Annotated in this window: 13 protein-coding genes; 5 read left to right on the top strand and 8 right to left on the bottom strand. The window is 65.0% G+C overall.

Translation table 11 applies throughout. The features are described from left to right. From HUK82_RS09735 to rimP, 4 genes are all read right to left on the bottom strand, one after another. Positions 1–609 (bottom strand): translation initiation factor IF-2 associated domain-containing protein (locus HUK82_RS09735; RefSeq protein ID WP_176613776.1); only part of this gene is annotated, 609 nt, incomplete at its 3' end. Next, positions 606–1,286, bottom strand: a complete 681-nt coding sequence (locus tag HUK82_RS09730; protein WP_246495092.1) for an RNA-binding protein — start codon at positions 1,284–1,286, stop codon at positions 606–608. The genes HUK82_RS09730 and HUK82_RS09735, both read right to left, overlap by 4 nt. Next, positions 1,273–2,814, bottom strand: coding sequence for a transcription termination factor NusA (nusA, locus tag HUK82_RS09725; RefSeq protein ID WP_176613774.1), 1,542 nt, complete (start codon positions 2,812–2,814; stop codon positions 1,273–1,275). Before nusA ends, HUK82_RS09730 begins: the two co-directional genes overlap by 14 nt. A 72-nt stretch (positions 2,815–2,886) precedes the next feature. Then, entirely contained in the window at positions 2,887–3,525 is a 639-nt protein-coding gene (gene rimP / locus HUK82_RS09720) for a ribosome maturation factor RimP (protein WP_176613773.1), read from the bottom strand. 172 nt (positions 3,526–3,697) lie between these two features. On the opposite strand from rimP, the gene HUK82_RS09715 reads away from it, so the two are divergent. From HUK82_RS09715 to HUK82_RS09705, 3 genes are read left to right on the top strand one after another with little or no spacing between them, the layout of a single operon-like run. After that, a complete protein-coding gene (locus HUK82_RS09715) occupies positions 3,698–4,303 on the top strand; it encodes a hypothetical protein (RefSeq protein WP_246495031.1) in 606 nt (201 codons plus the stop codon). After that, positions 4,300–5,568, top strand: a complete 1,269-nt coding sequence (locus tag HUK82_RS09710; protein WP_176613772.1) for an AAA family ATPase — start codon at positions 4,300–4,302, stop codon at positions 5,566–5,568. Before HUK82_RS09715 ends, HUK82_RS09710 begins: the two co-directional genes overlap by 4 nt. Positions 5,569–5,592: 24 nt before the next feature. After that, the gene (locus HUK82_RS09705; protein WP_176613771.1) at positions 5,593–6,588 is read left to right on the top strand and encodes a hypothetical protein; all 996 of its coding nucleotides are present in this window, start codon (positions 5,593–5,595) and stop codon (positions 6,586–6,588) included. A 39-nt stretch (positions 6,589–6,627) separates the two neighbouring features. Here the strand turns inward: HUK82_RS09705 and HUK82_RS09700 are convergent, their stop codons facing one another. The 4 genes from HUK82_RS09700 to acnA form a co-directional block, all read right to left on the bottom strand. Continuing rightward, the gene (locus HUK82_RS09700) at positions 6,628–7,527 is read right to left on the bottom strand and encodes a LysR family transcriptional regulator (RefSeq protein ID WP_176613770.1); all 900 of its coding nucleotides are present in this window, start codon (positions 7,525–7,527) and stop codon (positions 6,628–6,630) included. A 120-nt stretch (positions 7,528–7,647) separates the two neighbouring features. Continuing rightward, positions 7,648–9,165, bottom strand: a complete 1,518-nt coding sequence (locus HUK82_RS09695) for an ABC transporter substrate-binding protein/permease (RefSeq protein ID WP_176613777.1) — start codon at positions 9,163–9,165, stop codon at positions 7,648–7,650. Between the two features lie 2 nt (positions 9,166–9,167). Next, complete coding sequence (locus tag HUK82_RS09690) at positions 9,168–9,899, bottom strand: amino acid ABC transporter ATP-binding protein (protein WP_176613769.1); 732 nt, start codon at positions 9,897–9,899, stop codon at positions 9,168–9,170. An 85-nt stretch (positions 9,900–9,984) separates the two neighbouring features. Next, positions 9,985–12,678: an aconitate hydratase AcnA gene (acnA, locus tag HUK82_RS09685; protein WP_176613768.1), complete on the bottom strand. Its 2,694-nt coding sequence runs from the start codon at positions 12,676–12,678 to the stop codon at positions 9,985–9,987. Between the two features lie 156 nt (positions 12,679–12,834). Here acnA and ccmA point away from each other — a divergent pair, with 156 nt between their 5' ends. Together ccmA and ccmB are read left to right on the top strand one after the other, a co-directional pair. Then, positions 12,835–13,554, top strand: coding sequence for a heme ABC exporter ATP-binding protein CcmA (gene ccmA, locus HUK82_RS09680; RefSeq protein ID WP_176613767.1), 720 nt, complete (start codon positions 12,835–12,837; stop codon positions 13,552–13,554). After that, positions 13,551–14,115: heme exporter protein CcmB (gene ccmB / locus HUK82_RS09675; protein ID WP_176613766.1), on the top strand; the 565-nt coding region annotated here is incomplete at its 3' end. The genes ccmA and ccmB, both read left to right, overlap by 4 nt.

The following is a 14,115-nucleotide window of genomic DNA, read 5'->3' as shown; positions in this document are numbered from 1 at the left end:
CATGATCGCGCGATCTGCCAGACGCGGCAGACGCTCGATCGGCGCCGCCAGCGTTACCTTGCCCGCAACGAACTCGGACGAGACTTCCGCCGACGGCGTCGCGGCGATCTCTTCGGCGCGAGCCGCACCGCGTGCTGCCTTTTCAGCCTCCTTGGCACGCGCCGCAGCCTCCTCGGCCTCGCGCTGCTCTTCATCGGCAGCACGGCGCGCGTCTTCCTCGCGGCGACGCGCCTCTTCGGCGGCCGAAAGGATCAGGATTTTCTCCTGCTCCCGTCTTGCGGCTTCTTCCTTCGCCGCCGCAGCCGCTGCAATCTTCTGCTGCTCGACCACCAGCAGGCGACGCGCCTGCTCGGCGGGAGTCAGTCCGCGCGTGCCTGCTGGCGGACGGCCGCCAGCCGCACCACGACCCCCGGCCGCGCCGCCGGGACCGGGCTGACGCGGCTTGACTTCGCGCGTCTTCCGGACCTCAACCTGCACAACCTTGGAGCGACCATGGCTGAAGCTCTGCCGGACGGAGCCGGCATCGACCGTACGTCCCAGCTCCATGCGGCTTTGCGGCCGCAGGGACAACCGTCCCTTACCCTGATCCTGATCGTTGCCTTCGCTCATGTACCTGCCTGTTCACCCTCATCCGGCGCATTAGGCTGCCGGACCGGAACCGCCCTGCCGGACAGCTCCAAAAAACGCTCGTTATCATTCAGCAGCCGTTGCGCCAACGCGCCGTGAGCCACTGCCGCATGCACCACATGGTCACGCCCGAAAAGCGCGCCAAGCTCTGCCGCCCCGGAAATCTCCACTACCGGAAGCTGACGTGCGCCCGATAGAAGCCGCCCCCGCTCGTCGGGACTGCCGTCAGCGGCCTGAACCACCAGGGCTGCCCGGCCGTTTACCACCCACTCCCGTGCCTTGACGAACCCAGCGACGACCTGCCCGCTTCGCCGAAGAAGCCCAAGCGCCTCGTTCCGCCGACGGGCCAGCCCATCGAGCACGATCTGAAGGATATCGTCGGGCACCGCAACCTGCTGCCGCGCGGCGCGCGCGAACGCACCACGTCTTCGGGCGGTTTCTAGCACATCCGGACGCGCACTCAACCACATTCCCCGCCCCGGCAACCGCCCGGCGAGATCGGGAACGATCTGCCGGTCAGGCCCAACGACGAACCGGATCATCCGTTGCGGACGCCCCTGAGCCCGCGTGACGATGCACCGCCGCTCCGGGCCGCGCTCATTATCAACCGCGTCCTCGGGCTCCGGTGGCGTCTGATGGGTCGCTTCAGACGTGGTCAGCCTCCTTGCCTTCAGACGACTCGGCGGAATCGTCTTCGAACCAATGGGCGCGGGCAGCCATGATAATTTCGTTGGCCGTCTCTTCATCCAGCACATCGCCGCCGAGCAGCTCGGACAGCTCGTCGCCGGCCAGGTCCGCCAGATCGTCGAGCATCTTGACGCCCTTTTCGCCCAGCGTCACCAGCATCTGCGTCGTGAAGAAGCCCAAGGCGGCCACGTCGTCGGTCACACCGAGCTCGATTCGGCGCGCGTCGAGCTCTTCCTCGCGACGGGCGATATAGCCTTCGGCGCGTCGCACCAGCTCATCGGCGACCGTTTCGTCAAAGCCCTCGATCGTCGACAGCTCATCCATGTCGGCGTAGGCGAGTTCCTCGATCGAGTTGAAACCCTCGGTCACGAGCAGACCCGCGATTACGTCATCGACGTCCAGAGCCTCGACGAACAGGCCGGTGCGCTTGCGGAACTCTTCCTGACGACGCTCCGATTCCTCGGCCTCGGTCAGGATATCGATATCCCAGCGCGTCAGCTGGCTGGCCAGGCGCACGTTCTGGCCTCGACGGCCAATCGCCAGGCTAAGCTGCTCGTCCGGCACGACCACCTCGACGCGGCCAGCTTCCTCGTCCATCACGACCTTGCTGACCTCGGCCGGGGCAAGGGCATTCACCACGAACGTGGCCGCCTGCGGGCTCCAGGGAATGATGTCGATCTTCTCGCCCTGCAGTTCCTGCACGACGGCCTGCACGCGTGAGCCGCGCATACCCACGCACGCGCCGACAGGATCGATGGAGCTGTCCTTGGAAATCACCGCCATCTTGGCGCGCGACCCCGGATCACGGGCCACAGCCTTGATCTCGATGATGCCATCGTAGATCTCCGGCACCTCCTGCGCGAACAGCTTGGCAAGAAATGCCGGATGCGTGCGGGAGAGGAAAATCTGCGGGCCACGCGGCTCGTCACGCACGTCATAAATGTAGGCGCGTACGCGATCGGAATTGCGGAAGCTTTCGCGCGGGATCAGTTCGTCGCGACGCAGAAGCGCCTCGGCGCTCCCGATCTCGACCATGAGGTTCCCGTATTCCGTCCGCTTGACCGTGCCGTTGACGATCTCGCCCACACGATCCTTGAATTCGTCATACTGGCGCTTGCGCTCATACTCGCGCACGCGCTGGACGATCACCTGCTTCGCGGTCTGGGCCGCGATACGGCCGAAATCGATCGGCGGCAGCGGATCGACCAGATGTTCGCCCAACTGGATCTCGGGGCGATACTTGCGCGCAATATGCAGCGGAATCTGCGTCTCTTCGTTCTCGACGACCTCGACGGCTTCGGTCCAGCGGGACAGGCGAACCTCGCCGCTGCGACGGTCGATCGTCGCGCGGATATCCTTGTCATGACCGTACTTTGCGCGACCAGCCTTCTGGATCGCCTGCTCCATCGCGTCGAGCACTTCCTCGCGATCGATCGTCTTCTCACGCGCGACGGCGTCGGCGACGAGAAGCAGTTCAGGGCGGGATACAGACGTGTCCATGTCTTGGTTCTCCGGCGGGCCGCCAGGCCCGGTGTTCTCCAACGGGCCAGACGGCCCGGTCACCTATCTCGATCAGTGGGTCTTGCGACCCGGCCCCCTAGGGCGCGCCGGGTTCAACTTTGGTGCGCGACGCCGGGGCGCTACCTCCGCCTCGTCGCTCCCCTCGCCCTCGGCACCGGGGGCCGCCGTCGCCTCGATCAGCGCGTCGGTCAGCACCAGACGCGCCTTGCGCAGATCGTCCAGCGGCAGCGCGACCTCGCTGCCATCGTCCAGACGCATCCGCGCCGAACCGTCTTCGGCGCCCAGCACGATACCGACGAACCGGCGCCGACCATCGATTGGCACGTTCACTTCCGCACGTGCGAGATGACCGGCGAAGCGCACCCAATCCTTGGCGCGCGTCAAGGGCCGATCGATGCCCGCCGACGACACTTCCAGCGACCAGGCGCCGGGAATTGGATCATCGATGTCCAACACAGCGCCGACCGCGTGGCTGATCTGTTCGCAGTCCTCGATCGCGATCAGACTGCCGTCGATGCGATCGGCCATGATCTGGATTGTCGGCGTTTCACGGCCGAGCACCGAGACACGCACCAGCTCGAACCCCATGTCGGCCAACGTTGGCGCAATCATGGCGGCGATTCGGGCATCTAGACCAGTGAGATGAGGAAGATCTTCGTTCAATACAAAAAAGGCGGCCTCCGGGGCCACCCTCCAATCCGCGCTATCAAGAAGGAATGGCTGGTATCTAAGGGATCATCCAGCTGATTGCAAGCGCCGTTACCGTGCCCGGTTCGCCGCAAGGCAGCAATGCGGCCCGGAAAACAATGTTTACAGAAATATCAGTTTTCTTCGCTTGCAACACTCCGCGAGCGGCGGTCAGATGACCACCATGCTGGAGACGCCCGAGCCTGATCGTCGGCCTGACCCTCAGGGTGCCCCCCCTGTTCGTCGGGCCATGTTTTACGGCATGATCGGCGTCATCGCGGTCGCCGGACTGACGCGCGGGCTGAGCGCCCACCACGATGCCGTGCCCGCGCCGCAACCGGCGGCACAACAGGCGCCCGCGACACCGGCCCTCCCCGGCCACGCGCTTCAGGCGGCGGGCCAGTTCAACCTTATCCAGCCTGATCGCGCGGCGCAGGCCTTGGCGCGGACCGCGCTTCCACCCGATCAGAAAGCGGAAATCCTGGCCGGAATCGCCCGCCGCGACTACCGGCTGGTCGAGATGCCGATCTACGATAACGCGGGGACCGGCGGCATCGTCTCGGTGCGCTCGGGTGGCATTTCACAACAGGTTGCGCTGTCATCGACCAAGCCCACGACGGTCGTGCTGCCGATCCGCATCAGCGGCGAGGTCGACATACTGCCGGTGTCCGATCCGGGGCTGTCCGGGATCTCACCCGGCGCCATTACATCGCTTGGCCCGACGGCGCTTCCGACCATTCACAAGGATGAGTATCTCGTGCTCGACGTGATCGCTCAATGAAAGCCCTGCTCCCGGCCCTCAACCGCATGATGCCGGTGATGATGGTGATCTTCCTGCTGCTGTCGAGCCTGCAGGCAGCCGAAGCACTTCACCTTTCATTGGCAAGCTTCAAGCATTTCATGACATGGTGTTCCCCCGCCTACACGCCGCTTGCCGGAGCCGGCGCGCTCGCGACGCTGGCGGGACTACTTTTTGAAACCCGCGCGGAAAAACTGGCGCGCAAGGGACTCCGGCGCCGACGGAGATGGACAATGGACGTACTCGCCCGACTCACCAACAGAACGGCGCTTGAGGAAATGATGGCGCGCGAGCAGCGCGAAACCACCATTGACGCGGAGGAGCTGGCCGCAAGCCTGCGAGCCCGCGTGATCGGCCAGGACCAGGTGTGCGAGGACATCGCCGCGCAGCTCCGCCGCCGTCTGGCGCTGCATGTCCGCGGCAAGCCCGTCGGCATCTTCCTGCTCGCCGGCCCTCCGGGCACCGGCAAGACCTACCTCGCGAAGCAACTGGCGCGTCAGCTTGACCGGCCCCTTCTGCACTTCGACATGACGCAGATGAGTTCTCCGCACGCGGCGACGCAGCTGTTCGGTTCGCCGAAGGGCTATGTTGGCTCCGACACCTATGGCAAGCTGACCGGCGGCCTGAAGGAAAAGCCGGACGCGGTCGTGCTGCTCGACGAGATCGAAAAAGCCCATCCCGACGTCTTCAAGAAGTTTCTCACCGCGTGGAACGACGGTCATGTCACCGAAGCGTCGACTGGCGCGCAGGTCTCCACGGTGCGAGCGATCTTCATGCTGACGTCGAACATCGCCACCGAAGAGCTGACCGAGATCGCCGATCGTCTCGCGGCCGAGCCTGACAAGATGCGGGCCGAGTCGGTCGAAGCCCTGCGTCAGGCCGGGTTCGCACCCGAAGTACTCAATCGCCTCGACCGGATTTTCGTCTTCCGCTCGCTCGAGGGGCTTGACCTCGCGCGCGTCGCGGCACTCGAGATCGAGACCATGATCGACAGCTATGGCCTGAAAGTCGAGACCGGTGGTATCGATGCCTCCCTGCTGTTCGAGGTTATGCGGCGTCAGAATCGTATCGGTGCCGCGGCAAGCGCGCGTGATCTCGTCCGCTCGATCGAGGACATGATCAGCGAGTCGCTGATTGTTGCACGCCAGAACGGCGCCAAGACGGTGCGCATCATTTCGGGCGAGAGCGGCGTTCGTGCGGAAATGTCGACGGAAGCCGACACCGCGCGGGCACGGCTCGCCCAGTAACCCCCGGATCGGCCGCCTCCCTATATGTCAGCTTTTTCCCGTTTGTGGGTCCGGGCGCCGCTTTGGCGTCTGTGTCTCTATCTCACCGTCTTTTTTGCCGCTCTGGCGCTGATCTACCCCGCGCCCTACCTGCTGCGCGCCGTTCCCGTACTCGACCCGATCGTATCGCGCGTCAATCACTGGCTCGGGCGCGACACGGCACCAACCGCGGCCCCGGCGCCATCGGACAACGGCGCCGCCAGTGGCGGTGGAGGCAGCGCCGCCGTTCCACCGCCTGCCGCCGACTCGTCGGCCGCGTCTGATCCCGCCAACACCGAACAGGTGGCGACCCCGCCGATCACGGCCGACCTGCACGCAGCGATTCCGTTCGCCGGGCGTATCCTGCCCCTGCCGGCGGGCACGTGGCACCCGGTTCTGTCGACCCAGGCAGGGCCGCACCGCGAACTTTTGACCAATGTGCTGGTGCGCACGGATCGCGGCGTTGTCACCGGCGTCGTGGTGGCGCATGGCAGCACGTCGTCGATGCCGCCCAGCACGGTGTCGGACCTCGAAAACGGCTGTCACGACGATCGCAACTATATGTCCCGGGTGGTACCGGCCGGTCCGCGCGGCATGGAGTGCTGGACGACGAACTACGCGATGCTCGACCAGAAGCCGATGACGATGAATCCAGACGTCAACGCGGCGTTCGAACGGCTGCATGTGCTCGGCTTTCAGGTGCCCCCCCTCATGCTGATGGGCACGTGGAACCGCGCCGATGCGGCGGCCGACGGTGGTGTGAATCTGGAAAACGTGACGATCCTGCTCAGCCCCGCCCGGCCCGGGACGATCACGCTGCCGAACCCGCCCGAAGCCTATCTGAAGGAGGCGCTGAAAAGCGTTCCCGCCAGCGCCGACCTCGTCAATCGTCTGAACACGTGGATGACGGGCTGGGTAAAAATCCTGAAAGACGGCTACGACGGCAAGATCAAGGCCGACGCCATTCCCGCTGCTGCCGCGCGCGACCCGTCGGCGCCCTGAGGTCGTTCGGGGGCCGCTCTCTTCGGCCCCCGAACGACCTCAGTCGGCGTGATGACGCAGGACCGACGAAATCTCCACGAGGAAATCGAGCACTGCGCGCGTACGCAACGGCAACGTACGCGGGCCGGTGTGGACGGCATAGAACGGCAGCAGCGGCATCGACCAGTCATTGAACAGCTCGACGAACTCGCCCGAATCGAGGCCATCCTGCACCTGGAAGGACGGAAGCACGCCGATGCCTGCCCCGGCCCGCACCGCGGTTAGTACGGCCTCGGTATTGTTGGCGCGAAACGGCCCGCTGGCTGTGATGGCACTCTGCTCGCCGTCGCGTTCCAACAGAAGGTCGAAGCGCAACCCGCTGTAGGTATGGGCAATGCAGGGATGGGTGACCAGATCGCGGGGGTGCTCCGGCCGGCCGCGCCGCGCGATATAAGCCCGGCTGGCGATCACCTTGCGCTGGATCGACCCCAAACGCCGGACGATCAAGGACCCTTCCGCGATCTCGCCGATTCGCACGGCCAGATCCAGGCCATCCTCCACCAGATCGCCAAAGCCGTCACGCACGACAAGCTCGATCGACAGGTCGGGATGGCGCTCCAGCAACTCGCCCAGCCGACTGGCGACATACAGACCGAAGGCGGTCGTGACCCCGATGCGCACCAGACCGGACACGGACGCCCGACGACGGCCCAGTTCCGTCTCCACGGTCTCCAGGATCTCGATAACCTCATAGGCATGCGGCAGGAGGCTGCGCCCGTCCTCGGTCATCATCAGACTGCGGGTCGTGCGCGCGAACAGGGTCGTGCCGTAATGCTGTTCCAGCAGCGCAATGTGCCGCGAGATCGTCGGCTGGCTGGCGCCCGTCTCGCGCGAGACGGCGGAAAAGGAACCGGTCGCCGCCACGCGAACGAAGCTGTGAAGCGCCGACAGTAAGTCCATCGTTATTCAGTCCTGAGCTGACGAGACTCGTCTCATTTCCATCATATTATGCATGAATGCCCGCGCGAGTCATGCCGGACTCGCACCGACACCGGCGCGGGAGGCCCTGAAATCGCTCACTTATCGATGTGCGGAGTGAGTGCCGGACCCTAGTTTCCGCTCCGCGAGCCGCGCAAGCCGAACGAACGGCAGACCGAGCACTAGATAGGCCGCGCCGATCATCAGCCCCGTGCCGAGATAATCGTAGTAGGTCGTCGACAGCCTCACATAGGTCTGGCTCAGTTCGGTCAGCGTGATGACGCTGACCAGTGACGAGTCCTTCAACAGCGAGATGAAGTCGTTCGTCATGACGGGCACCACGACCCGAAAGGCCTGCGGGATCACGACATGCACCAGGGCTTGGCGTTGGGTCATGTTCAGGGCAAGTGCCGCTTCAAGCTGGCCCTTCGGGACCGACTGCAGGCCGGCGCGATAATTCTCCGCCTCATACGCGGCGTAGTTCAGGCCCAGCGAGAGAACGCCTGCCAGAAAAGGCGACAGCTCGATGCCCACGCCCGGCAAGGCGTAGAAAATGAACAGCACCTGGATCAGCAACGGAGTGCCGCGCACGATTTCGATATACAGCGTCGCCAGTCCGCCGACGACTGGAGGACCATAGCGCCGCACCAGCGCCAGCGAGAGGCCCAGAGCGACCGCCAGAACCATGGCACAGGCCGACACCGCCAGCGTCAGAACCGCGCCATGTGCGATCAGCGGAAGGAAGCTGATGTAACGGTCGGCATAGTCGCGCCAGCCGCGAGCCGGGTGAATCGCGTCGACGTAGTGGGTCCAGGCTACGGGCGGCTGTTCGATCCGGCCGTGATCGCCGGTGTAGTCCGCCATCTGAGACGTCCACAGATCCCATCGTGCCAGAATACGGTGCAACTCACCGTCGGCGATCATCGCCGCGAGGGCTTGGTCGACCTCGTCCCGTGCGGCCTCCTGTCCCTGTGCAAAGGCGATCCCGTATTCGATCCGGCCGATCGGCGCGCCCACGACCTTCAGATCGGGATGTGGCGTGCCATAATACTGCGCGATCGGGCCATCGAGCAGAACAGCGTCCAGACGGCCGTTGCGCAGGTCGGTAAACGCGTCGGTCTCTTCATCGTAGGAACTGAGCCGGACCGTCGGGTCGTGCCGCAGCATGCGCTCGGCCAGCGTGTCCTTCAACGTCCCGACCGCATGGCCACGCAGTTCGGCCAGCGTCTCCAGACCCTCCTGATCCTTGCGCAGGGTAATCCGCTCGGCCGTCACGTAGTACGGGCGGGTGAACAGCACCGCATCGCGATGCTCGGGCGTCATCTCGATCCCGTCGATCACCATCGTGTAGAGACCACGGCGCAGGCCGGGTATCAGGCCGTCCCAGTCGTTCTGCACGAACGTCATCGGGCGGCCGAGGCGACGCCCAAGCGCCTGCGCGATTTCGTATTCGAAACCCGTCAGTTCATTCTGGTGTGCCGGATCGTGGAAGACGAACGGCACGTTGGCCTGGGCGTCGGACGCCCATCGCAATGGCGCTCCCTCCGCGCGGGCGGCCGGACCGTGAAACGCCCCCATAACGAGGGCGAGCAGAACGAGACAACGCACCGCACTCCGCATGATCATAGGATCGAGCGCAGGAAACGCCGGGTCCGCGTATCACGCGGGTCGGCAAACATAAGGTCCGGATCGCCCTGTTCCACGATCGTGCCGCCCTCCATGTACAGAACCCGATCGGACGCGGCCCGGGCGAAACGCATGTCATGCGTCACGACGATCTGCGTCATCCCATCATGGTCGAGCGCGCGCATGACGGCCAGAACCTCCTCCGCCACCTCGGGATCGAGGGCGGATGTCGGCTCGTCGTACAGCATGACGTCCGGCTGCATCGCCAACGCACGTGCGATCGCCGCGCGCTGCTGCTGGCCGCCAGACAGGGTCGCAGGATAGCGCCCGGCCATCGCGGCCAGTCCGACTTTCTCCAGAAGATCGCGTGCCTCGGCTTCGGCCTGTGCGGTGGGGACATGCTTCACCTTGCGCGGCGCGAGCATGACGTTGTCGAGCACGGTGCGATGCGGAAACAGGTTGAACGACTGGAACACCATGCCGACATGGGCGCGCAGACGATGGGCCTGGGCCTCGTCCGAACGGCGCCAACGGCCCCCATCACGACGGATCGTGACGTCCTTGATCGTGACACTGCCGCGATCCGGTATTTCAAGAAAATTCAGGCAGCGCAGGAAGGTCGACTTGCCGCAGCCGGACGGCCCGATGATCGAGATCAGCTCGCCCTGTTCCACCGCCAGCGAAACGCCTTTGAGCACCTCGAGCCCGTCATACGCCTTCGCGATCATCTCGGCGTTGACCACGACGGAAGAAAAAAGAGCCGGCCCGACTTGCGTCGGGCCGGCGTCGGTCTCGTTCGAAAACGGAAAAGGCTCAGGCAGCGTTGGTCATCCCGCGCAAAACATACTGCAGGATGCCACCATGCCGGTAATATTCGACCTCGTCCAGAGTATCGACCCGGCACAGCAGCGGAACCGTCTGCCTGGAGCCATCGGCACGCGTGATGACCATGTCCAGCGTCATGCGCGGCGTGATCGTGTCCAGACCCCGGATGTCGATCGTCTCGTCACCCGTAAGGCCCAGCGTCTTGCGTGTCGTGCCTTCCTGGAACAGCAGCGGCAGAACGCCCATGCCCACCAGGTTGGAGCGATGAATGCGCTCGAAGCTTTCGGCGATCACCGCACGGATTCCCAACAGAAGCGTGCCCTTCGCCGCCCAGTCGCGCGACGAGCCCATGCCGTATTCCTTGCCACCGAACACGACGAGCGGCGTGCCCTCATCGCGGTAGCGCATGGCCACGTCGTAGATCGACCCCTCCTCACCGTCGGGATAGTGCCTGGACAGCCCCCCTTCGGTGCCGGGCAGCATCTCGTTCTTGATGCGGATGTTGGCGAAGGTGCCGCGCACCATGATCCGGTCATTACCGCGACGCGAGCCGTAGGAGTTGAAATCCTTCGGCTCGACACCGTGTTGCGACAGATACAGGCCCGCCGGAGATGTCTTCTTGATCGCACCAGCCGGGGAGATGTGGTCGGTCGTGATGTTATCGCCCAGAAGCGCCAGCACGCGTGCGCCGACGATATCGCCCTTCGACACCGGCTCGGGCGTGATGTCCTGAAAGTAGGGCGGGTTCTGGACGTAGGTCGACGATGCGTCCCACGCGTAGGTTTCCGATCCGGTCGCGACCTTCAGCGCCTGCCATTCCTTCGTGCCGAGCGACACCTTGGAATACCGCTCGATGAACTCCTCGCGCGTGATGGACGAGGCGATCAGATCGGCGATCTCCCTGTTCGACGGCCAGATATCCTTCAGATAGACCGGCTTGCCGTCCTTGGCGGTGCCAAGCGGCACGGTCGTGATGTCCTCGCGCATCGTGCCCAACAGCGAATAGGCGACCACCAGCGGCGGACTCGCGAGGTAATTGGCCCGCACGTTGGGCGAAATGCGGCCTTCGAAATTACGGTTTCCCGACAGGACCGAGACCGCGACCAGCTTGTTGTTCTCGATCGCGTCGACGATGTTGTCCGCCAGCGGGCCGGAGTTACCGATGCAGGTCGTGCAGCCGTAACCGACCGTGTTGAACCCCATCGCGTCCAGATCGGTCGTCAGTCCCGACCGGTCGAGATAGTCCGTCACCACCTGCGAACCCGGTGCCAGCGACGTCTTCACCCACGGCTTTGGCGCCAGACCCAGCGCACGCGCCTTGCGCGCCACCAGACCCGCGGCAATCAGCACCGCCGGGTTGGACGTGTTGGTGCACGACGTGATCGCCGCGATCACCACGTCGCCATGGCCGATCTCGTAGTTCGTGCCCGCGACCGGCGCCTTCGTGTGGGCATCACTGGCTGGCACGCCGAGACCGCCGGTCAGTTCCGTCTCGAACGCCGACGTCGCATCCTTCAATGTTACCCGATCCTGCGGGCGCTTGGGGCCGGCCAGCGACGGCACGACCGTGGACAGGTCGAGTTCGAGCGTGTCGGTGAACACGGGCTCAGCCGTGTCGGACGTGCGGAACATGCCCTGAGCCCGGAGATAGTGCTCCACGAGCCTGATCCGGTGCTCGTCACGACCGGTCTGGCGCAGGTACTGCAGGGTCAGCGCATCGACCGGGAAGAAGCCGCAGGTCGCGCCATATTCGGGCGCCATGTTCGCGATCGTGGAGCGATCGGCCACGGGCAGATGGTCGAGTGCCGGGCCGAAGAACTCGACGAACTTGCCGACGACGCCCTTCTTACGCAGCATCTGCGTGACCGTCAGGACCAGATCGGTCGCCGTCGCCCCTTCCGGCAGCTTGCCGGTCAGGCGGAAGCCGATCACGTCGGGGATCAGCATGGCGATCGGCTGGCCGAGCATCGCGGCCTCGGCCTCGATACCCCCCACGCCCCAGCCCAGAACGCCCATGCCATTGACCATGGTCGTGTGGCTGTCGGTGCCATACAGCGTGTCGGGGTAGGCATATTCCTTGCCGTCCACCGTGGCCGTCCACACGGCCTGCGCGATGTATTCGAGATTGACCTGATGGCAGATGCCCGCACCCGGCGGCACCACGGAGAAATTCTCGAACGCTTCCTGACCCCAGCGCAGGAACGCGTAACGCTCGCCATTACGCTCGAACTCGATCGTCACGTTCTTCTGAAGGGCGTCGGGCGTACCCGCCACATCGACCATGACCGAGTGATCGATGACCAGATTGACCGGCACCAGCGGGTTGACCTTCTGCGGATCGCCGTTGAGCTTGAGGATGCCGTCGCGCATGGCGGCCAGGTCGACCACCGCAGGAACGCCCGTGAAATCCTGCATCAGGATACGCGCGGGCTTAAACGGAACTTCCTTGGTGCTGCTGCCTTTTTCCAGCCAGCCCGCAATCGCGCGTGCGTCTTCCACACTGTAGGACCGCGCGTCCTCGAACCGCAGGACGTTCTCCAGCAGCACCTTCAGGCTGACCGGCAGGCGGGAAATATCGCCGATCTGCCGCGCGGCTTCCGGAAGGGAAAAGTAATGATAGGTCTTCCCGTCGACGTCGATCGTCCGGCCGACCTCAAGGGAATCGTGGCCTACTGATTTCATGGACTGTCCTCCGACCCGATTATACTGTGACGACGCCATCGCCCCGCTTATGGGGTCGGTTATGCGAACGCCGTCTTGATCTCCCAACAGGGAGAGAACATACCCTCACCGTGTGACGAAACAAGCAGCGGGCCCCGACACGAACGCGGGAGTACAATGCTCGCAAAGCACGGTTCGCGCCGATGGGAGAGCACCATTTCCGGCTATCATGACACTCCGCCGACGTCCCGGCTGCAGGCCTGCGAGCTGTCCGTTTTTCGCGGAGAAAGGCTGGTCCTGGATGACATCAGCCTTTCTCTGGCACCCGGTGAGGCCATGATTTTGCATGGCGCCAACGGGTCGGGAAAATCCACCCTTTTGCGTGTCCTCGCCGGTCTGCGTCAGGCGGATGGCGGTCATGTCCTGTGGGCGGGATCGGACATTGCAGCCGATCGCGCGGCCCACGCGTCCCGTGTCGCCTATCTCGGGCACCAGGACGCTCTCAAGCCCGGACTGACGTTACGGGAAAACCTTCATCTTGCGTGCGTTCTGGCCGACACCGCACCCGACGAGGCCATCGACGCCTTCGCGCTCCAGCCTCTGGCCGATCTTCCCGCGCGGCTTCTGTCGGCCGGCCAGAAACGCAGAACCGCGCTGGCCCGCGTCGCCGTCAGCCAACGGCCGCTGTGGCTGCTGGACGAGCCGACGCTGGGGCTCGATACGCACGCTATCGAACGCTTTGGACACGTCATGGCGGACCACAGGACCCGCGGCGGAGTCATCGTCGCCACGACGCACGTCCCTCTGCCCCTGGACGACACACGGTCGCTCGTACTGCCTGATCTGGCGGCGTTCCCCTTATCGGGCGGCCACGACACCGAAGGCTTGTCCGTATGAGCGCCTCCCTTACCGCCGCGATGGGTGCGGTCATCGGGCGCGACCTGCGGCTGGCCCTGCGCCACGGCGCCGACACGCTGGGCGCTGTTCTATTTTTCATCGTCGCGGGCTCGCTGTTTCCGCTGGCGCTCGGCCCGTCACCGCAACTTCTCGAACGCATGGCCCCAGGGATCGTGTGGGTCTGCGCGCTGCTCGCCGCCCTGCTCCCTCTGGACCGCCTGTTCGGCGCGGAACTGGAAGACGGTTCCCTGGACCAGTTGATGCTCAGCGGGCTGCCCCCGTCACTGCTGGCGCTGGCCAAGATGATCGCCCACTGGCTGACCACCGGCCTGCCCCTGATGATTGCCGCCGGCCCCGTCGCGATCATGCTGGGGCTGTCGCCGTCACGGCTGCCGGTGCTGCTTGCCGGCCTGCTGCCGGGGTCCCTGACCCTTTCCCTGCTGGGCGGCATGGCGGCATCCGTGGTCCTGGGGGCACGGCGCGGTGGCGTGCTGCTGCCGCTGCTGGTGCTGCCGTTGGCCACACCGGCGCTTATTTTCGGCGCCGCCGCCGTCGAGGCCG

The organism is Ameyamaea chiangmaiensis, assembly GCF_013376175.1.
GTDB classification, from domain to species: Bacteria; Pseudomonadota; Alphaproteobacteria; order Acetobacterales; family Acetobacteraceae; genus Ameyamaea; species Ameyamaea chiangmaiensis.
This window is presented reverse-complemented; position numbering and strand designations above follow the sequence as displayed.